The sequence below is a fragment of the Acinetobacter sp. ANC 4654 genome (genome assembly GCF_002135425.1).
GTDB classification, from domain to species: domain Bacteria; phylum Pseudomonadota; class Gammaproteobacteria; order Pseudomonadales; family Moraxellaceae; genus Acinetobacter; species Acinetobacter kyonggiensis.
This window is the reverse complement of record NZ_NEGL01000001.1, coordinates 304,778-324,792: the sequence shown is the minus strand read 5'-3', so window position 1 is coordinate 324,792 and position 20,015 is coordinate 304,778. Positions and strand designations below refer to the sequence as shown.

Below are 20,015 nucleotides of genomic sequence, written 5' to 3'. Positions count from 1 at the left end.
AAAGCTTAAATAAAATTAGACAGGAGGAAGGTGCAACCCAGCGCGATCAGTGAGGCAATAAAAGTTGCTGAAGTATAATATTTGAAGGTTTCACTTAAGGTTGCTCCACAATATTGTTTAACCAACCAAAAGAGAGAATCTGTAACGATGGTACAGCCAATTGCACCTGAACCAATCGCAATCGCCATAATTTCAGGGCTTAAATCTGGATAGAGATGCAGCATTGGCGCGACAATTGCAGTCGCTCCCATCATAGCAACGGTTGCAGAACCAACGGCAGCATGCAAAATGAGGGCAACTAACCATGCCAATAAAATGGGATGCATGTGTAAATGTGAAAGTAGAACAGCCATAGAATCAGCTAAGCCACTGGCTTTTAGAATGCTATTAAATGCACCGCCAGCACCAATAATCAATAAGATATTCGCGATAGAAGAAAATGAACTTTCAGTATCTTTTAATAAAGATGCCATGCTCATATTACGGCATAAGCCTAAAGTGTAGTAAGCGACAAATACTGCAATAAACATGGCTGTGATTGGGTTGCCGATAAAGTCTAAGAATTGGTAAAACACGGTTTGGGATTGAGTGTTTAATTCGGCAATGGTCTTAATGAGCATTAGTCCAATCGGTAAAAACACCGTGAATAATGTTATTTTTAATGAAGGCAGTGTGTGTTCTTCTCTCAGGGTTAAATTCGAAAATTCTTCAGGGACTGCTTTAAAAGGTAAGCGTTTACCCAGTAATTTTAAAAATAGCGGGCCGCCAATCAATGAAGCGGCTAACCCCACCATTAAACCGAAAATAATCACTGTACCCACATCAGCGCCCAGTTTATTGGTGACATAAAGTGCTGCTGGATGGGGTGGAACCACGCAATGTACCGCCATCAATGCGGTACATAAGGGAATGGCTAATTTAAATAATGAAGTCTTAGTGTGCTTGGCAATGGAAAAGGCGAGTGGAATTAATAAGACCACGCCCACTTCAACAAATAAGGTAATGCCACAAAGTAAGCCAATCAGTACCATGATGATATCTGTAGATAGCCAACGACAACGTTGCAGAGAGAGGGCAATACGTTCCGCAGCACCAGAAATTTCCATCATTTTACCTAAAATGGTTCCCAGTGCGATGACGGTTGCAAGAAAGCCGAGCGTGCTTCCAATGCCATTTTCAATGGCATTGATCATTTCGAGTGGCTGCATGTTCATTGCCAACCCAACAAAAAAGCTGGCAAGAAGCAAGGCTAAAAAGGGATGTAGCTTGAACTTTAGAATCGTAAAAATGATTAAACATATACTGGTCAATAAAATACCGACATCTAAGAAATTGGTTTCCATACCTTATTGTCTCCATGACTAAAATTTCTATTGCTCTATTGGAGTAAAATAAAGGTACTGCGTCAAACGATGAAATTTTGCTTTTAGATTAAAATAATTCATCTGAAAAAATAGAATAAAATAAATATTGCTCTTTAAATAAATTTTGAGTTAAATTTTTTCATCTGATAGTAGGGGCTGTTGACATTTCAACCATGCATTGCGTTATCCGCTAAAACAACACAAACAAGGCATGAAATGCAGACAATGGTAATCCCCTTGTCAAATTTCATAACGAAGTTTGGGGAAGTTTTAGTGATAACCCTACGGGACAGGGACATTTTTTGCCGCTACTGCGTTATGTTTTTCTCATTTAGAATGACTAAACTTCGCAAAACAAGCCTTGTATCGTCTAAACATCTTGCGCCGTATACGGCTCATGTCGCAAGCATCTGTGAAATGTCAACAGACCCTAGGTATTCGTTTAATTTCTGATGAATAACATAATGAATGGGCTAGGGATAAATGAATGACCAATCTACATAAGACGCTGACGGGTTTTCAACTCTCAAAGCTAATTACCTTCGAAGTTGCCGCAAGGCATGAGTCCTTTGCTTTGGCTGCGGAAGAATTATTTCTGACGCCAAGTGCAGTGAGCCACCAAATTAATTTGTTAGAAAAAGAATTAAATATAAAATTATTCCTGCGCTTGCACCGTAAAGTCGAGTTGACCAATGAGGGAAAACGGGTCTTTTTGGCTTTACAATTTTCATTGGATTACTTGAATACTGAAATTAAAGCCATACAAAATCAAGCACTGGCAGGCTCTCTGACGATTTATGCTCGACCTTCAATCGCACAATGTTGGTTGGTGCCTAAATTATCTAGTTTTACCGAATGTTATCCATTCATTCAGTTGTCTATTTTAACGGGGAATGAGAATGTTAATTTTCAACGTACTGGCATTGATTTAGCAATTTATTTTGATAATCAGCCATCCTTTCAATTGGATTATCAGTATTTGATGGATGAACATATTATTCCAGTGTGCAGTCCAGAATATGCAGCAAAGTTTAATCTTATGGGCAACTTGGACAACCTCATGCATTGCACCTTATTACATGATTGCCAAGCGTGGAGTAACGGTACTGGAACGGATGAATGGAATAGTTGGGCGATACATTTTAATGCCCATATAGATAGTTCTGTCGGGATTAGCTTTGATCGTTCAGATCTTGCATTAATTGCTGCCAAAAATCATTTAGGCATTACGATGGGCAGAAAACGATTGGTAGAAAAGGAAATTGCACGTGGAGAGTTAGTGATTCCATTTTCAGAGATGTATCTGCGCTGTGATCAGCATTATTATGTCGCTTCACTCAAAGATCGTAAGTGGCCCAAAATAGATGCTTTTATTGATTGGTTGCAAGCAGCGGTGAATGAAGAGCAAGCTTAAGTTTTATCATTGCAGATGGCATATCTATTTTTCTATGGATTCTCAAATAAATATCATTAAGCTTTCGGGTATGACGGAAGGCTTCTAATGTGAATAGTCATCAAAGTTCCCGCTTATTTGAGCAACATCGCTTAAATAAGAAGGGAACTAAGATGAAAATACTTTAATTATTTAAATCAAACCAAATAAATTGACTATCTGTATGGGCTTTAATCGTCGCCAGATCATCAAAAAATAAGGCATCACCCGCTTTAACGCTCTGTCCTGCAATGTCGATTTCGCCCTCAATCACATGGACATAGTTAAATTTTTGGCTTGCCTCTACATCGAGCGTATGACCTTGTTGTAAAAATGCAGTTTTTACTTCTGCATTTTGACGAATATGCATTGGGGCATTGGCATTTGGACCAACGATCAACTGCCATTCATTCGGTGTTAGCTTCGGATCACGTTCAATCTGTTGATAAGTCGGTTCTGCATTTTGCACATTGGGAATAATCCAAATTTGCAGTAGATGGACGGCTTCATCACCTTGGTTCATTTCGCTGTGCTTAATGCCTGTGCCCGCACTCATGAGTTGCCATTCACCTGCATGAATTTGGCTTTCATTGCCCATACTGTCTTGATGAGAAATCGTACCTTTGAGCACACAGGTTAATATTTCCATATTGTCATGTGGATGCGTGCCAAAGCCATTATGTGCTGCAATAATGTCATCATTAATGACGCGTAAAGATCCGATTCCCATCAACTCAGGGTTATACCAACTGCCAAAAGAAAAACTATGTTTCGATTCTAACCAACCTGCTTTGACATGCCCACGATCTTCACTACGATGTAAATAAGTTGTCATGCTCAATCTCCGAATTATTATTGCTTCAATGACGTAATTTTAATCTTTGGATAGGTGGGATGAAATAGTGAAAAAGCAACATATTGTTTTGTTTTTAGAACGATGCTTGTAAATGAATTGATTAAAGATCAGCGCATAAAAAAAACCTACTTTAAAGTAGGTTTTTTTTATGCTGAAAGTTGAAAATAAAGCTAAATTTATTCTAAGAACTTAACCGTTACGCCAGATTTTACTTTTTTACCCAAATCGTTGGCATCCCAGTTGGTTAAACGGATACAACCATGTGAAGCCGTTTTAGAGATTGCCGATGGATTCGGTGTACCATGAATACCAAACGATTTTTTGCTTAAACCAATCCAAATGTTACCTACAGGAGCATTAGGACCTGGTGGTAAGGATAGTGGCTTTTTGTTGTTGCCTTGAATAAAGTTGCTTGGCGAATAGCTATACCATGGGTTTGGTGCTACCCCCGTAACTTTATAAGTACCTGTTGGTGATGGCGTGTCAGAACTACCAATGGTCGCAGGGAACGAGCCAATCATTTGATTACGGCTGTTAAACAAATACAGCTGTTTAGCACCTTTATGCGCAACAATCAGATGAATGTCTTCAGGGACTTCGTTGCGGATGTTGGCAACAATAATTTTTTCACCCGCTTTTTTGAAAGTCGCTTTTGGATTTAACTTTTTCAAAAAGTCTTCATCCATATGGAACTTTTCACCAAGCATTTCAGTTACACGCGTGTAGTACAAGCCTTTCATTTTGGCTTGTAAGGCATAATCATGCGGAATCGAGGCTGCATAAGGGCCTTTTAAATCAGCATCGGTAATGGTGTATTCAATAAATGCAGGTTTAGACCCTTGTTTAGCAATTAATGCATTCCAAGTTTCTTGCGTTAACGTACCTGTTGGTTTAATGCCATTGATTTGTTGGAACGACGCAATTGCTTTTAGGGTGTTTTTACCACTTGAGCCATCAATAGCACCAGGTGAAGCATGTGCATTATTGAGCATGACATGCGCACGTGCATAAACAGGGAATTGACCTTTACCAATATTTTCATACCAGTTGGCATTGTTTAAACCATCAAGTGTCCAAGATGCTTTAGCCACTGTGGTATTAGAAGGAGTTGCCGTACTTGCACTCGGTGCTGCACCGATGGCAGCTGTATCATCTTCAGATTTTTCAAGATCTTGTAAGGTTTTTGAAGCCTTATTTAAGTCTTGTTGTTCTTGTTGTGTAATCTGGGTTTCAGCCGTGCTTTGAGCACTTGATGCGGCATTAGTCGCAAGTGGATCAATCGGGTCTTGAACCGCAGTATCAGCAATCTTTTTAGGATTTAATGGTTGTTCCGCGATAGGTGCGGCAAATGCTGTACCCGCAATAATGCAACTTAAACTCATAGCGAGTAATGTGCGAACGAACATGTAATTCAACCTTAAGAATTATTCATTAACAATTTGATAAAACGACACAAGTATTGCAGAAAAAATGAGGAGATGCAGTAGTTCTTTTGTGTAAAAATTATTTTACCTTAAGCATGATTGATTTTTAGATGCGTTAGAAGTTATTAAATTTTCGACCTTTTTGTTATGATGGTTCGAAGATTAAAAATGAGATGGGAAAGAAATGACGGCTCTAAAAAATGATCGTTTTCTACGTGCTTTATTACGTGAGCCAGTAGATACCACACCAGTTTGGATGATGCGTCAAGCAGGGCGTTATTTGCCTGAATATCGTGAAACACGTGCCAAAGCAGGCGATTTTCTTTCCTTATGTAAAAATAATGACTTTGCATGTGAAGTGACATTACAGCCTTTACGCCGTTATGACTTGGACGCTGCTATTTTATTTTCAGATATTTTAACCGTGCCTGATGCTTTGGGCTTGGGTTTGTATTTTGAGGCAGGTGAAGGACCGAAATTTCACAAAACCATTCGTACAGAACAAGATGTAGCGAATTTACCAAATTTTAATGCCAAATCAGATCTTGATTATGTCATGAATGCGGTAACAACAATTCGTTCTGCATTGGGTGGACAAGTGCCACTGATTGGTTTTTCAGGCAGTCCGTGGACACTTGCAACATATATGGTTGAAGGGGGTTCAAGTAAGGATTTCCGTTATACCAAACATATGATGTATAGCCAGCCAGAAGTGTTACATGCTTTGCTTGATCGATTGGCGATTGCGGTGATTGATTATTTAAATGCGCAAATTGATGCTGGCGCACAAGCGGTACAAATTTTTGACAGTTGGGGTGGGGCTTTGGCACACCGTGAATATATTGAATTTTCACTTAATTATATGCAAAAAATTGTTGCAGGTTTACAACGTGAAAAAGAGGGTCGAAAAGTTCCCGTAATTTTATTCACTAAAGGTGGCGGTCAGTGGCTAGAACCAATGGTTGCAATCGGTGCAGATGCCTTAGGTTTAGATTGGACGACACCGCTGCATGTGGCTCGTCAAACGGTGAATGGCCGTGTAGCTTTACAAGGTAACTTAGACCCAGCCACTTTATATGGCACGCCAGCATCCATTGAAAAAGCGACTAAAGCCATGCTGGATGATGCTTATGCTGGTGGTGAAAAAACGGGTTATATTGCCAACTTAGGTCATGGTATTACCCAGTGGGTCGATCCTGCAAATCCTAAAGTATTTATTGATACGGTGCATGAATATAGTGCCAAATATCTTTAATGATATATGAGTCAACTCATTTTTAGGATTCAACCTTGATCAGTCTTTTTAAATCATGTTTTGAGTTCTCATTTAAGGCAGCTTCGGCTGCCTTATTTGGGATTTTACTTCTTGTTGCATTTGCATTCACGGCATCTATGGGCAGCCAAGAGTTTTATGGTTTTTTTCGTTATGACTACTTACTTTTTTATGCCTTAATCATTCAAGTTTGCCTAGTGTATTTGAAGTTAGAATCTTGGGCAGAAGCGAAAGTAATTGCTTTGTTTCATATTATGGCTATGGTCATGGAAATTTTCTTGACCCACCCGCAGATCGCCTCATGGCAGTATCCACAACCAGCCATCTTTAAAATTTTGACTGTTCCATTATTTGCAGGATTTATGTATTCGGCAGTGGGCAGTTTTTTTGCACGTTCATTACGGTTATATCAGGTGTCATTTGAAAAGCTTCCGAGTTTTTTCAATATGATCTGTTTGGCGGTGCTTTCTTATATTAATTTTATGAGTAAGTTTTTTGTTGCTGATATCCGATTGTTGCTGTTCACATGGAGTGTCATCATTTTTTGGAAAACCAAAATTCACTTTCAACTACAGCAACATCAGATCACACTGCCAATGTTACCAGTGCTGACAATTTTGGCTTTTATTATTTGGATTGCTGAAAATATCAGTACTTTTTATAAAATTTGGTTGTATCCGAGTCAGGTCGATGCATGGCATATGGTGGGTTGGGGTAAGTTAGGTTCATGGTATTTATTGTTGCTTTTAAGTCTGGTTTTAGTGTTAAAGATATTAGGTCAGCGTAGTGCAGAAGGGATATGGAAGTTAAAAAATGATGAATTTGAAGTGGTTAATAAGTAATCACTAACTTTGGTGTAAATTGTTTTGCGTTATGATAAAGATATGGCTATCTTACAAAGGTGTAATAAAAATTACGCAATTAGAAATAATTAAAAATACTCGGATAATAATTTCTGGAGAAATAACCATGTTGAAAAAATTAGCTTTAGTTGCAGTTGTCGCACTCGGTTCCAGCGCTGCATTTGCAGATAAAGATGTAGGTTGTGGTATTGGTTCACAAGTTTGGGCAGGTCAATCTGGTAAAGTACCTAAAATTCTGGCTGCAACGACAAATGGTTTATTTGCAAACCAATTATTCGGTATCACTTTTGGTACACTCGGCTGTAGTGGTACAGGTACAGTAACTGCACAAGCGGTGACGTTTACCAATGAAAATGCTGAATCTTTAGCGCGTGATATGGCCGTAGGTCAGGGCGAAAGCTTAAATGTATTGGCTGAACTGCTTAACATTCAATCACAAGACAAATCACGTTTCTTTGCAGTATCTAAACAAAACTTCTCTGAAATTTATTCAGCCAATAATCAAGACTCTTTACAAGTTTTGGCTGCGTTACAAGCGGTAATGGCAAAAGATGACGTGCTTAAAGCCTACGTATAATTGTTGAATATTTAAACCCTGTCACTTAGATGGGGTTTTTTTTCTTAAATTTAAATAAATCATAAATAAAAGATTTGAATGAAATCCATCGCGTTATTGTTTACTTTAATTTCTTCAACTGTTGCTTATTCAGCAACGACCTCTCAAATTATTCAACCTTATTTAGATCAAGCAGAACAGCAAAAATTACAGCAGAACATCACTTGGCAAAGGCTGATGTATGCCAATGAAAAAGGTCAAAGTGACGTTGGTTATTCAGGTTATTTTCTTGCACCTGAAGGTCAAACACAGCTCAAAAAAGAGTTACAGGCCAATATTCAAGCCCTATTTCAACCCGCTGAAGCCAATCAATCGGTACGTTGTCGCTTTCCTGCACGTAGTCATTGGTTAATGCAACAGCTGCATATTCAGCAACAAGACTTACCTACAGTTGTTTGTCCAGAATTAGATGATTGGATGGGGCAAATTAAACCTTATAAAGCCACGCTCATCTATGCAACCGATTTTATGGGTAATCCTAGTTCCATGTTTGGACACACCTTATTGCGTTTAGATCCTAAAGATCAAAAACAACTCAATTTAGTCTCTTATGCTGTGAATTATGCAGCAACAGTGACAGATAGCGAAGGCTGGTCTTTTGCATGGAAAGGTTTAACGGGGCAGTATCCTGGTGAATATTCCCTCATGCCGTATTATCGTAAAGTGAAAGAATATGGTGATTTGGAAAGCCGTGATTTATGGGAGTATGAATTAAATTTAAGCCCGCAAGAAACGCAGTTTTTAGTTGAACATATTTGGGAAATGAAACATGTCAGTTTTCCCTATTATTTCGTCAGTGATAATTGTGCTTATCGTTTATTGGGTTTAATTGATTTGGTTCGTCCAGAGCTTAATTTATCTGAACATTTTAACGTGGCGGCAATACCCATTGAAACCATTAAAGCCATTGAACAGCAAGGTTTAGTCAAAGAGATTGTTTATCGTCCTGCTTTAGAAACACAGTTATTGGCGCAAGCGAAACAGCATGGTCAGATTCTTGCTCAAGCAGCACATGAAGTTGCTTTTTCTGAAATGAAAGATATGCCGCTGGTTTTGGAAAAATATCCAGCTTTAGAGCAAGCTAAAATTCTAGAAATGGCTTATGACGACTTATATTTACAATTTACAGGGCGCAAAGTGGAGCCGAGTTTTGCACAGCCACGATTGCGCCAGTTATTGAGTTTACGTAGTCAAATTGATTTAGAAAAACAACGCCAACCACCTAAACGACCTAAAGATGATCCGACACAGTCACATGATGCACGTAATTTTTCAGTCAATGTTGGTGAGATTCAAGGTAAGAAATTCGTTGAAATTGGACACCGTCAAGCCTATCACGATTTGCTTGATCCGCAAGCGGGCTTTCGCGTGGGTACGCAGTTATTGTTCTGGGATGGCTCCATTCAATACCGTAATGATGAATTGAAGTTGAATCATTTTGATTTTCTGTCAGTGAATTCTTATAACCCGATTACGCCATTTAAAATGCCACTGACTTGGGGTTTTAATTTGGGCTGGCAGCAAGAAGCACTGAATAAAGCCGGTGAGTTTAGCGAACAGGAACAACATGGCGTGAGTAATTTAAAAGTTCAAATGGGCTATAGCTATGCGGACAAAGAGCGTGAACATTTATGTTATGCCCAACTGCAAAATCATATTCAGGCAGGCAAGGCATTAGAGCAAGGTTGGCGTGTGGGTATAGGGCCAACTCTAGGTTGCCAAAATATTTGGACGGATAAAATCAATAGTTTGTTGCAAGTTGAATTACCGTATTGGCAAGACTCACACCAATGGCAATTAAAGTTGAATACACAATTTCAATATATACTCAACAATCAAAATACCTTGCGCATTGGTTGGCAATATCAGCAACAAGATGGCAAGGATTGGAATAAAGCCAGTTTGGGTTATGTGCGATTTTTCTAGGCTTGATCAGCCCAATGTACCCAACCAAAACAAGTTTTACTGATCAAACTTCAACAATCACATAATATTTTTTCACGGCTTCAATCACTTCAAATGTCCCTACAAATGCAGGTGGAATAATGCCTGCATTTCCCGCAATGACTTCAATGAATGAACTCGTTTTTGCATCATGTATACGCACAATACCTTCAATTACTTGAAAAAATTCCTGTTTATTTTTAGCAAATTGAATATTCCATGCACCTACCTGACAGTGCCAAATTCCACAACTCATATGAGGGTGTTCATACTGACTATAGGTTAAACGCTCGGGATTTCCTGTGACTAAACGATCAGGGCGAGGGTAATCTATCGTGACTTCGTATTGTGTTAAATCTGAGCTAGGCAGCAAGATTGCTTGGGATACTGGAATAGATGACATAGATATAGTGGTACAGATGCTTAAATTTGAGTTTTATTATAATAGAAAATCTATATATACAGTAAATGATGATGAAAGTTGAAAGGGGGGAGTGAGTGTCAAAGTGAGTATATTTAATCAAGAACATGGCGTTAGAATAACCAAGCTTGGGTGAAGCTTGGTTATGTATTGCGATCAATAATTTTCAGGCACTGCACTTAAGAATTCACGACGCTCTTCTTTGTTGGTTTTAAAGTCACCCACAAAAGAAACAGTACGTGTCGTAGATTCTTGTTTACCGACACCGCGCATCATCATACACATATGTGCAGAATCAATCACGACTGCGACGCCACGTGCTTTGGTGACTTCAGCCACAGCTTCAGCAATTTGCTGCGTTAACTGTTCCTGAATTTGCAAACGACGGGCAAACATTTCGGTAATACGGGCAAATTTAGACAAGCCTAAAACATTACCTTCAGGTAAATAAGCAATATGCACACGGCCATAAAATGGCAGTAAATGGTGTTCGCAAAGTGAATAAAACTCAATGTTTTTCACTAACACCATTTCATGGTTATCGGAAGGGAAGACCGCATTATTGGTCACTTCTTCTAGAGTTTTGCTATAACCAGACGTTAAATACGAAAAAGCTTTAGCAGCACGCATAGGTGTGTCTTTCAGACCTGGACGATTAAGATCTTCACCAACGGCAGTTAAAATATTGGCGTAGGATTGCTGCATAGACATAAGACGTGTTCACTTACACTGATATTGAACAAGGACGGCATTGTAGCAGAAAACCGTTACAATGCCCTGTTTTCGGGAAAAATTCCGATTACTGTTTAAATTTAGGGTTTTTTTCGCTGCGTTTGAGTAAAACTAAAACAGCACCTGTGCCACCTTGTTTCTCTGGCGCACTGACAAAAGCTAAAACATCACGATGTTGACGTAGCCAGCCATTGACATAGGTTTTCAAAATGGCTTCAGGACCCTTGCCATGCACAATTTTAATGACATTTTGATTTTCATCTTTTGCCATTTGAATGATCTGTAATACGGCAAAACGCGCATCTTCAACGGTACAACCATGCAGGTCAACCGCTTCAAACCAACGTAAATTACCTGCTTTTAAATCTTCAAAAACTTTGTGCTGCAAAGTCGCAATACGATAGTTTAAGGTGGCTTGACTGGCAACGGGATTGAGCATGGCTTGCGTATCTGAAAGCTCTGCATTGTCCATTTCCATCGGGCCAGTTGCAGCCGCACGTTTTGCCAAAGTTTGGCTATCCAGCTTTTTCTTTTTGTTCTTTTCAATCGGTGCAATATTACTGCTATCCATTTTTTGGACACCTTGCATCGACTTCTGGAACAAATCGAAATCATCCAGTTCTTCTTGTACAATTGGAGCCTTCACTTCAGCTTGCTTTGCAATCGCACTTGAATGAGGATGGGTCATTTGTTTTTTAAAGGCTTTCAGTAAATTAAACTGATCTTTAGAAAGCGAAGAATCATGTTTACTCATAGCATCTATAACTTTTATACGGTTTGTGGCTGACCAAATAATGCAGTAAATGCATGATCTGGACGGGGTTGTTTCATAAAACTTTCACCAACAAGGAAAGCATGAATATTATTTTCCTGCATCAGGCGAACATCTTCTGGCGTTGCAATACCGCTTTCAGTGATTAAAAGACGTGAAGGCCCGAGTAATTTTTTCAAACGTAGTGATATATTGAGATCGACTTCAAAGGTTTTTAAATTACGGTTATTGACACCCAATAAACAAAGCTCTGAAAGTTTCATCGCACGTTCAAGTTCAGCTTCATCATGCACTTCAACCAGTACATCTAAATTCTGTTCAAATGCTGTTTTCGACATTTCTTCAAGTTGCTGATCCGAAAGGCTGGCTACAATTAAAAGCACGCAGTCCGCATGCAATGCACGTGCTTCAATCACACCATAAGGATCAATTAAGAAGTCTTTACGCAGTGCAGGAAGGGAACAATGTTGACGGGCAATGGCAATGTTTTCATCGGCACCTTGGAAAAAATCCACATCCGTCAGAACAGATAAACAGGCTGCACCTGCTTGTTCATATTGCTGAGCAATTTCAGCAGGATTAAAGTTTTCACGAATAATCCCTTTAGAAGGTGATGCTTTTTTAATTTCTGCAATCACCGCTGGGCGTTTCGCATTTAAAGCATCGGCAAAACCACGTACAGCTGTCGCAGCCTTTGCCAGCTCTTCGACATCTTTTAAGCTACGTTGTTTTAAACGTGCAGCAAATTCTTCGTATTTACGGTCAACAATTTTACCTAAAATTGTATTTGCGATATCTACCATGATTGTTATTCCTGTATCTGTTTAAGCTTCATATTCTTTGAGTGTTTTGGTAAATTCAGACAAAACGCTCATTTTTTCTAAAGCTTGTCCGCCATAAATAATATCATGGGCTAAAGCAACACCCTGTTTATAGTCATTGGTTAGACCAGAAACGTAGATCCCTGCGCCAGCATTCAGCGCAAGCATATTTGCTGCTTTCTCACCAATGGCTGATTTCTTTTTACCTAAAGCATCTTTAATTAAAGCTAGACTTTCAGCAGAACCATCAACAATTAAACCCGTTAATGTTTGGGATTCAATATCAACCTCTTCTGGTGTAATCATCCATTCTGTGATTTCACCATTTTTAAGTTCGGCCACATAGGTTGGCGATGCAAGACTGATTTCATCCAGTCCATCTTTAGAGTGAACCACCATGACATGTTCAGCACCAAGTTGTTTCATCACTTCAGCAATCGGGCGACAAAGTTCATTCGAGAACACACCAATCACTAAGCGTTTTACTCCAGCCGGATTCGTAAGCGGGCCAAGTAGATTGAAAATACTGCGAATACCTAATTCACGGCGAGGGCCAACAGCATATTTCATGGCTTTATGATGGTTCGGTGCAAATAAGAAACCAACCCCCATTTCACGGATACAGCGTTCAGTTTGCTGCATATTTAAATCAAGATTAATACCGGCCTTTTCTAATAGGTCAGATGAACCTGATTTGGTTGATACACCGCGGTTACCATGCTTGGCAATGGTTGCACCAGCCGCTGCAATTACAAAACTGGCTGCTGTTGAGACATTAAATAGGTTTTGACCATCGCCACCTGTACCCACAATATCGACTAAATAGGGAATATCGCTGACATCAATTTTGATGGCAAATTCACGCATAATACGTGCAGCAGCGGTAATTTCATCAATACTTTCGCCTTTAAGACGTAAGCCCATCATTAGCGCGCCAATTTGTGCATCAGTTGCTTCACCAGACATGATTGCTCGCATCACATCTTCCATTTGTGGCTGAGTCAGGTGAATCTGTTTGGTAATATTATTTAAAGCTTGTTGAATATTCATTGTGTTCACTATGCATAAATTTCTAAGAAGTTTTGGAAGATTTGATGACCATGTTGGCTCAAAATTGATTCAGGGTGGAACTGCACGCCTTCTACAGGCAATGTCTTATGTTTTACACCCATGATTTCTTCCATCGTGCCATTGGCTTCATTGGTCCAGCAGGTGACTTCTAAACATTCTGGCAAAGTTGCTTGATCAATCACCAAAGAGTGATAGCGTGTTGCAGAAAAAGGAGAAGGCAGATTGCTAAAAATACCTTTGTTACTGTGATACATGTCAGACAAACGACCATGCATAACGGTTTTTGCGCGAACAATCTCACCGCCAAAGGCTTGACCAATCGCTTGATGACCTAAACATACACCCAGTAATGGAATTTTTCCTGCAAAATGCTGAATAGCAGGAATGGAAATACCAGCTTCAGAAGGCGAGCAAGGACCAGGACCAATCACGAGGTACTTTGGTTGCCATCGCTCAATATCTTCCAAGGTCACGGCATCATTACGGACGACTTTTACTTCCTGATTTAACTCGCCAAAATATTGCACGATGTTGTAGGTAAAAGAGTCATAGTTGTCGATCATTAAAAGCATGAGCTAACCTGTTGAAATTTATGCACGTGTATGTGCTCGAATAGTCCAAGAATACTCACATTGTGCTTATTTTTTAAGAGCTGACCTGATATAAATGAGGGGCTTTAAAATAAGTAAAAAATGGAGTGTGAATAATCATAGCAAAAAATAAGCATTTTCGGCTGAACTATTTCCATGATAATGATTTTAGAGGGATCTCAGCAGAGGAATAAACTGCTTTATTCGCATGTTATGCTGCATCAATTTTAATCATTTAGATTGCTAAAACCTAAAATAAGCTTAAATAATATAAGGGTTTTATTCAGCTTTAAAAGGCAGTTTAGAGTAAAATATTTTTAACTTTAAGTAATAGACTAACTATAAGTAAGTTTTTATATTGAAGTTTAAATGGTTGAAGATTGGCTTTATCGGTGTACATTTATCAAATGGAATGAGGGTTAGAACTCTTGTCACCAAAATAGCGCATAGAGTTTGAATTGTTTGGTCGAGTGAAATATTTGCATATTTAATGTAAAAGCATAAAATAGCACCACAATAACCCGCTAATAATTTGATCAAAGTAAATTTATTTTTATTAATTTATATTTAATGGCTGAAATATTCAGCAATTAAATCATCAACATGGCATAAAAATAAATTTTAAGGATTGATTTTGAAATAAAGAGGCTACTTTAAAGTTAAATAGCTCGAAAAAAGGATCTTTTACACGGTTTAAAAATAAATTCGCACCATTTTGATACATTGAAAGAAACTTTTTAATCAAAAGTAATGAAGAGTGTTTGAATATGGTGCATTTACATTTTCACACAGTATAATAGCCTCAAATCAAAGTGGTTAAATCTTCTATTCTGATAAAGAATTCAATATTTTATCTTTGTTTTTAAAAGTTGGTATGAGAATTGCTTAATAGATACCAACTACTAACACGCACTTAGCAGGTGCAACAAAAAATCATCGGAGCAAAATGAGCATGGCGAACAAGGTCCTTCAACTCATCCAAGAAAGTGGCGCAAAATGGGTCGATTTTCGCTTTACTGATACTAAGGGTAAAGAGCAGCACGTAACTTACCCAGCAGATACGATTGACGAAGATACATTTGAAGACGGTAAAATGTTTGACGGTTCTTCAATTACAGGTTGGAAAGGCATTGAAGCTTCGGACATGATTTTACGTCCAGATGCTGAAACATGTTTCCTTGACCCGTTCTTTGCTGAAGCGACAGTTGTTGTAACTTGTGATGTAATCGAGCCATCTACTGGTCAAGGTTATGAACGTGATCCACGCTCAATCGCTCGCCGTGCAGAAGAATACTTAAAATCAACAGGTATTGGTGATACTGCATTCTTCGGTCCTGAACCAGAATTCTTCGTATTTGACGAAGTTAAATGGGAAATCGATATGTCTGGCGCGCGCCATACATTAATCGCAGAAGAAGCTGCTTGGTCAACAAACAAAGACTACGAAGGCGGTAACTCTGGTCACCGTCCACGTGTTAAAGGCGGTTACTTCCCAGTTCCACCAGTAGATTCTTCACATGATATGCGTGCAGAAATGTGTGCAAAAATTGAAGACATCATGGGCCCTGGTCGTGTAGAAGTACATCACCATGAAGTTGCATCTTGCCAATTAGAAATTGGTGTGAGCTTCAACACGATGGTTCGTAAAGCGGACGAAGTACAACAGTTTAAATATGCTGTTTGGAACGTTGCGCACCAATATGCAAAAACTGCTACCTTTATGCCTAAACCAATGGTTGGCGATAATGGCTCTGGTATGCATGTTCATATGTCGATCTCTAAAGATGGCAAGAACTTGTTTGCTGGTGATGAATATGCAGGCCTTTCAGAAATGGCATTGTACTTCATTGGTGGTGTGATTAAGCATGCTCGCTCGTTAAATGCAATTACCAACCCATCGACTAACTCGTACAAGCGTTTAGTGCCACATTACGAAGCGCCAATTATGCTTGCATATTCGGCTCGTAACCGTTCAGCGTCTATTCGTATTCCTTACGTTTCTAGCCCTAAAGGCAAACGTATTGAAGCGCGTTTCCCAGATCCAATGATGAACCCGTACTTAGGTTTCGCGGCATTGTTAATGGCTGGTCTAGATGGTATTCAAAATAAAATCCATCCGGGTGAAGCTGCTGACAAAAACTTGTATGATCTTCCTCCTGAAGAAGAGGCGAAAATCCCTACAGTTGCACATAGCTTAGATATGGCACTTGAAGCGCTTGAAGCTGACCATGACTACCTATTAAAAGGTGGCGTGTTCACTAAAGATATGCTTAATGCGTATATCGAAGTTAAAACTGAAGAAGTTCGTCGTTTGAACACGACAACGCATCCAGTTGAATTTGATATGTACTACAGCTTGTAATTCGTACGCGAATTTAAGCAAAAAGAAACCCGCTCATGTAGCGGGTTTTTTTGTATCATTGCTTTTGAATTAGAAAATTTTATGAAAACTTATGGCACAACGTAAAAAAGAAACCAGCTTTTATCCTTGGGTTGATGTTAAAGATCATAGTAAAGGTTTTAAAATGAATTTTTCCACGGTTATTTACTTGGAGCTTGGGCGAACAGCTGAAGGGTATAAGCAGGCTGAATTCATTGGTTTAAAAAATCCAGCATTGGCTTTAGATTATGCTTATCCTGAACATTTTTTTCTAAGTTCTGAGGGTTTAATTTTACACAAAACAGCCAGTGGTAAATTTGAAGTGATTGCAAAAACGGATAAGTGCTGATGCTTTGGTATTTTGTCGCTTTGGATAAATGAACATAATTTATTTAGGCGAGGCCGTGACAAAAGCATGAATCAATTTAGTTACAGTAAATGATATTCAAAAAAATCATCTTCAAAGAGTAATGGGTATATGCGAAATAAGCAGGCATGTAACGTACAGAATGCGCAACTTTCTCCTGAATTAAAAACATGGTTATATGCGTCAGGTTCGTTAACACAACAGCTTACAGATTTAGCGGATGGTGAGTTTAGGGTTAAACCTATTAAAGAACATTTTAAACGTCTTAATTTTAGCGATGCACAATGGATGCAAATGCCACATTGGCATACGTCATGGGTACGTGAAAGCTATCTGTATGGCTGTGAAGCGCAGCCTTGGGTCAAAGCAAAAAGTATCTTTCCTATTTTAAGTCTGCAAGCAAAAGCACGGATATTTCAGCATATTGGTAAAAAGCCCATAGGATGGTTCCTATTTCAACGCACTAATCCGCAGTGTCAACGTCGTGTCATTCTGCTTGAAGATGGTTGGACGCGGCAAAGTTGCTATACTTGGCATGGTTGTAAATTTATTGTTCAAGAAACTTTTTTGTCTGCATTTGAGCAATTTATTCAGCAAAATATTAAACAGTAACGTAAGTTAAGGATAGTCATGGACATTGCGCAACAAACTACATGGCGTGAGCGTTTAGCAGCATATTATTATTTATGTCGTTTTGATAAGCCGATTGGAACGGAATTGGTTTTTTGGCCAACCATGTGGGCATTATGGATTGCGGCAGAAGGGATTCCAAATCTCACCATATTGATTGCGATGGTATTGGGTACGATCTTCATGCGCGCTGCTGGTTGTGCTATTAATGATTTTGCTGATCGTAAAGTAGACGGGCAAGTAGAAAGAACTAAAAACCGTCCATTGGCGACAGGGGTTATTTCAGCTAAAGAGGCTGTCTGGGTATTTATGGCATTAATTGTAGCAAGTGCTTGTACCTTATTTTTTCTACCTATCGCAACATTTTATTGTGCTCTGGGTGGCTTATTACTTGCATTTATTTACCCATTTATGAAGCGTTATACGCACCTGCCACAGGTGGTATTGGGTATGGCTTTTTCTTGGGGAATTCCGATGTCATTTACGGCCATGGGCAAGCCCCTAGATTTAACCTGTTGGTTACTCTATTTTGGTAATTTGGCGTGGACTGTGGCTTATGACACTCAATATGCTATTACTGACCGTGAATATGATTTAAAAATTGGTGTGAAATCTACAGCGATTTTATTTGGTCGATATGACATTGAAATTATTTCAATGTTACAAGCGATGAGTGTGTTATTGATTGGCTGTGCCTTATATTTAGAAAATTTATTATTTCCTTATGGATTAATTGCCTTATTTGTAGTTATTGCTGATTTTATTTATCAATGGATAAAAACCAATGACCGAGATCCGCAACGTTGTTTTTGGGCATTCCGTCATAACCGTTGGATTGGTGTAATTATTTTTTTAGGTATATTTGTTTCACTTCTATGAATTTGAATCTTTGGTAAAAAGCATCCTAGCCAGATGCTTTTTTTATTCTTTTATATTTTTGAAATTGTCTTAGTGTTAGGGCATCTTGCGAATTAAAATGAGCAATTCATCAATCAATTTTCTTAATATTTGTAACTATTCACAGAATAGAAGTTATTAAATAAAAATATTTTAATTTAATAACTTAGCTTTAATATGGTCTTATATGTTGAATTGTGTTTTTATTACATAGCTCTCAAGGAGAGAGCATAAAACTAACAAAAATAGGATGTTAAAATGAAGCATATACTTAAAAGATCATTGTTGGCGATGAGCTGCTCTACACTTTTCTTTTTAACAGCTTGTAATGATAATAATGATGATTACGTTGGGGTAACGCCAAGTCAGACGTTTATTTCTGAAAAAAATTACGTATTTGATAAAAGTTTGCAAGAAGCTGCATCTATCAAAGTTATGACTTATAACATGGTGAATGTACAAGGTAAGACCGCAAAAGCAACTGCGATGGTCTTATTTCCTACTGTTGCTCAACCAAAAGATGGTTATCGAGTTGTGGTGTGGGAGCATGGAACATTGGGTGTGGCAGATGGTTGTGCGCCAACAAATAATATTTTAGGTACTAATTTTAAAGATCCTTTAGCAAAAAGTCTTTTAGCTGCTGGCTATGTGATTGTTGCGCCTGATTATGAGGGAATGGGTACTGCTGGTATTCATCCGTATTTACATCTTGAAAGTGAAGCTAAATCAGCGATAGCAGCGGTGAAAGCGGCACAAGATCATTATGGTAATACTTTGAATAAACAATGGATGTCTGCTGGTCAATCACAAGGTGGACAGGCATCATTGGGAACAGCGCAATATGCGAATACAGACTTAAACTATAAAGGTGCAGTAGCAGGGGCACCAGCATCAAGTTTGGATAAGATTATATTTAACGTAGCACCTACAGCTTTGTTAGATGCTGAAACTCAAGAGCTGAAAGCTGGTAAGACATTGGCTGAACGCGAACAGGGCTCAATTGGTGCCTATGCTACATTATTAAGCTATGCTGCATTTGCTGCTGTCGGGATTAAAGCTTCTGATCCTCGTTTTGATTATCGCGAAATTTTTAACGATGTACGTTCACAAAATATTGCGGCACTAGCAGAAGGAACAACAGGTGATAATGGTTTGTGTTTAAGTAGTTCTGATCCAACTAACCATCCTGAAGATGGTTTACGCTACCACTTTACCAAAGATATTGTGGCATTCTTAACGGAAAATCCAACTAAGGGTTTATTAGATTATCCTGGTTTGAATAAAGATAAGTTTTATGCAAGTGCTCAAATACAGAAATTTTTGAAGGAAAGTCAGCCTGCAACGGTGAAAATTGATAAACCAATTTTGATTATTCAGGGTACTGCGGATATGAGTGTTCCATATCCTGTGACTGAAGCAATGTATAAAGCGATGTTAGCGCAAGGTACAAACGTGAAATTTTTACCCGTTCTCGATGCAACACATACTGAAGCGATTGTTAAAAAGAATCCAGAGTTAGTGGCATTTATTCAGCAATATATGCCAGCAAAATAAATAGGAAT

Annotated in this window: 19 protein-coding genes; 10 read left to right on the top strand and 9 right to left on the bottom strand. The window is 38.7% G+C overall.

Annotation, left to right across the window (positions count from 1 at the left end; genetic code table 11):
• Positions 1-5: 5 nt before the first annotated feature.
• A complete protein-coding gene (dsdX, locus tag B9T24_RS01605; protein ID WP_086164198.1) occupies positions 6-1,343 on the bottom strand; it encodes a D-serine transporter DsdX in 1,338 nt (445 codons plus the stop codon).
• 508 nt (positions 1,344-1,851) lie between these two features.
• Between dsdX and dsdC the strand changes: the two genes are divergently transcribed.
• The gene (gene dsdC / locus B9T24_RS01600; RefSeq protein WP_086164197.1) at positions 1,852-2,778 is read left to right on the top strand and encodes a DNA-binding transcriptional regulator DsdC; all 927 of its coding nucleotides are present in this window, start codon (positions 1,852-1,854) and stop codon (positions 2,776-2,778) included.
• Between the two features lie 163 nt (positions 2,779-2,941).
• On the opposite strand, the gene B9T24_RS01595 is transcribed toward dsdC, so the two are convergent.
• Together B9T24_RS01595 and B9T24_RS01590 are read right to left on the bottom strand one after the other, a co-directional pair.
• The gene (locus B9T24_RS01595; protein ID WP_086164196.1) at positions 2,942-3,631 is read right to left on the bottom strand and encodes a pirin family protein; all 690 of its coding nucleotides are present in this window, start codon (positions 3,629-3,631) and stop codon (positions 2,942-2,944) included.
• Positions 3,632-3,828: 197 nt separating this feature from the next.
• Positions 3,829-5,058, bottom strand: coding sequence for a L,D-transpeptidase family protein (locus B9T24_RS01590; protein ID WP_086164195.1), 1,230 nt, complete (start codon positions 5,056-5,058; stop codon positions 3,829-3,831).
• 202 nt (positions 5,059-5,260) lie between these two features.
• On the opposite strand from B9T24_RS01590, the gene hemE reads away from it, so the two are divergent.
• From hemE to B9T24_RS01570, 4 genes are all read left to right on the top strand, one after another.
• A complete protein-coding gene (gene hemE, locus B9T24_RS01585; protein ID WP_086164194.1) occupies positions 5,261-6,331 on the top strand; it encodes a uroporphyrinogen decarboxylase in 1,071 nt (356 codons plus the stop codon).
• 38 nt (positions 6,332-6,369) lie between these two features.
• The gene (locus B9T24_RS01580; protein WP_171264833.1) at positions 6,370-7,191 is read left to right on the top strand and encodes a DUF817 family protein; all 822 of its coding nucleotides are present in this window, start codon (positions 6,370-6,372) and stop codon (positions 7,189-7,191) included.
• A gap of 127 nt (positions 7,192-7,318) precedes the next feature.
• Positions 7,319-7,789, top strand: a complete 471-nt coding sequence (locus tag B9T24_RS01575) for a DUF3015 family protein (RefSeq protein WP_086164192.1) — start codon at positions 7,319-7,321, stop codon at positions 7,787-7,789.
• A gap of 78 nt (positions 7,790-7,867) precedes the next feature.
• Positions 7,868-9,754, top strand: a complete 1,887-nt coding sequence (locus tag B9T24_RS01570) for a DUF4105 domain-containing protein (protein ID WP_086164191.1) — start codon at positions 7,868-7,870, stop codon at positions 9,752-9,754.
• A 43-nt stretch (positions 9,755-9,797) separates the two neighbouring features.
• Here B9T24_RS01570 and B9T24_RS01565 read toward each other — a convergent pair whose 3' ends face one another.
• The 6 genes from B9T24_RS01565 to B9T24_RS01540 form a co-directional block, all read right to left on the bottom strand.
• Positions 9,798-10,175 (bottom strand): cupin domain-containing protein, encoded by a 378-nt coding sequence (locus B9T24_RS01565; protein ID WP_086164190.1) that lies wholly within the window; start codon positions 10,173-10,175, stop codon positions 9,798-9,800.
• A gap of 174 nt (positions 10,176-10,349) precedes the next feature.
• The gene (gene folE / locus B9T24_RS01560) at positions 10,350-10,898 is read right to left on the bottom strand and encodes a GTP cyclohydrolase I FolE (protein ID WP_171065360.1); all 549 of its coding nucleotides are present in this window, start codon (positions 10,896-10,898) and stop codon (positions 10,350-10,352) included.
• Positions 10,899-10,992: 94 nt separating this feature from the next.
• The gene (locus B9T24_RS01555; RefSeq protein WP_086164189.1) at positions 10,993-11,679 is read right to left on the bottom strand and encodes a Smr/MutS family protein; all 687 of its coding nucleotides are present in this window, start codon (positions 11,677-11,679) and stop codon (positions 10,993-10,995) included.
• Positions 11,680-11,693: 14 nt separating this feature from the next.
• A complete protein-coding gene (gene trpC, locus B9T24_RS01550) occupies positions 11,694-12,500 on the bottom strand; it encodes an indole-3-glycerol phosphate synthase TrpC (RefSeq protein ID WP_086164188.1) in 807 nt (268 codons plus the stop codon).
• A gap of 21 nt (positions 12,501-12,521) precedes the next feature.
• Positions 12,522-13,568: an anthranilate phosphoribosyltransferase gene (gene trpD, locus B9T24_RS01545; RefSeq protein ID WP_086164187.1), complete on the bottom strand. Its 1,047-nt coding sequence runs from the start codon at positions 13,566-13,568 to the stop codon at positions 12,522-12,524.
• Between the two features lie 8 nt (positions 13,569-13,576).
• Positions 13,577-14,161 carry an anthranilate synthase component II gene (locus B9T24_RS01540; RefSeq protein ID WP_086164186.1) on the bottom strand — a complete coding sequence of 195 codons (585 nt, stop codon included), beginning with the start codon at positions 14,159-14,161 and terminating at the stop codon, positions 13,577-13,579.
• A gap of 964 nt (positions 14,162-15,125) precedes the next feature.
• Here B9T24_RS01540 and glnA point away from each other — a divergent pair.
• The 5 genes from glnA to B9T24_RS01515 all read left to right on the top strand — a co-directional run bounded on the left by glnA (position 15,126) and on the right by B9T24_RS01515 (position 20,007).
• The gene (glnA, locus tag B9T24_RS01535) at positions 15,126-16,541 is read left to right on the top strand and encodes a type I glutamate--ammonia ligase (RefSeq protein WP_171065353.1); all 1,416 of its coding nucleotides are present in this window, start codon (positions 15,126-15,128) and stop codon (positions 16,539-16,541) included.
• Positions 16,542-16,632: 91 nt separating this feature from the next.
• Complete coding sequence (locus B9T24_RS01530; RefSeq protein WP_086164185.1) at positions 16,633-16,908, top strand: hypothetical protein; 276 nt, start codon at positions 16,633-16,635, stop codon at positions 16,906-16,908.
• Positions 16,909-17,037: 129 nt separating this feature from the next.
• A complete protein-coding gene (locus B9T24_RS01525; protein ID WP_086164184.1) occupies positions 17,038-17,538 on the top strand; it encodes a chorismate--pyruvate lyase family protein in 501 nt (166 codons plus the stop codon).
• An 18-nt stretch (positions 17,539-17,556) separates the two neighbouring features.
• Complete coding sequence (gene ubiA / locus B9T24_RS01520; RefSeq protein WP_086164183.1) at positions 17,557-18,435, top strand: 4-hydroxybenzoate octaprenyltransferase; 879 nt, start codon at positions 17,557-17,559, stop codon at positions 18,433-18,435.
• A 276-nt stretch (positions 18,436-18,711) separates the two neighbouring features.
• Complete coding sequence (locus tag B9T24_RS01515) at positions 18,712-20,007, top strand: prolyl oligopeptidase family serine peptidase (protein ID WP_086164182.1); 1,296 nt, start codon at positions 18,712-18,714, stop codon at positions 20,005-20,007.
• The last annotated feature ends 8 nt before the right edge of the window (positions 20,008-20,015 follow it).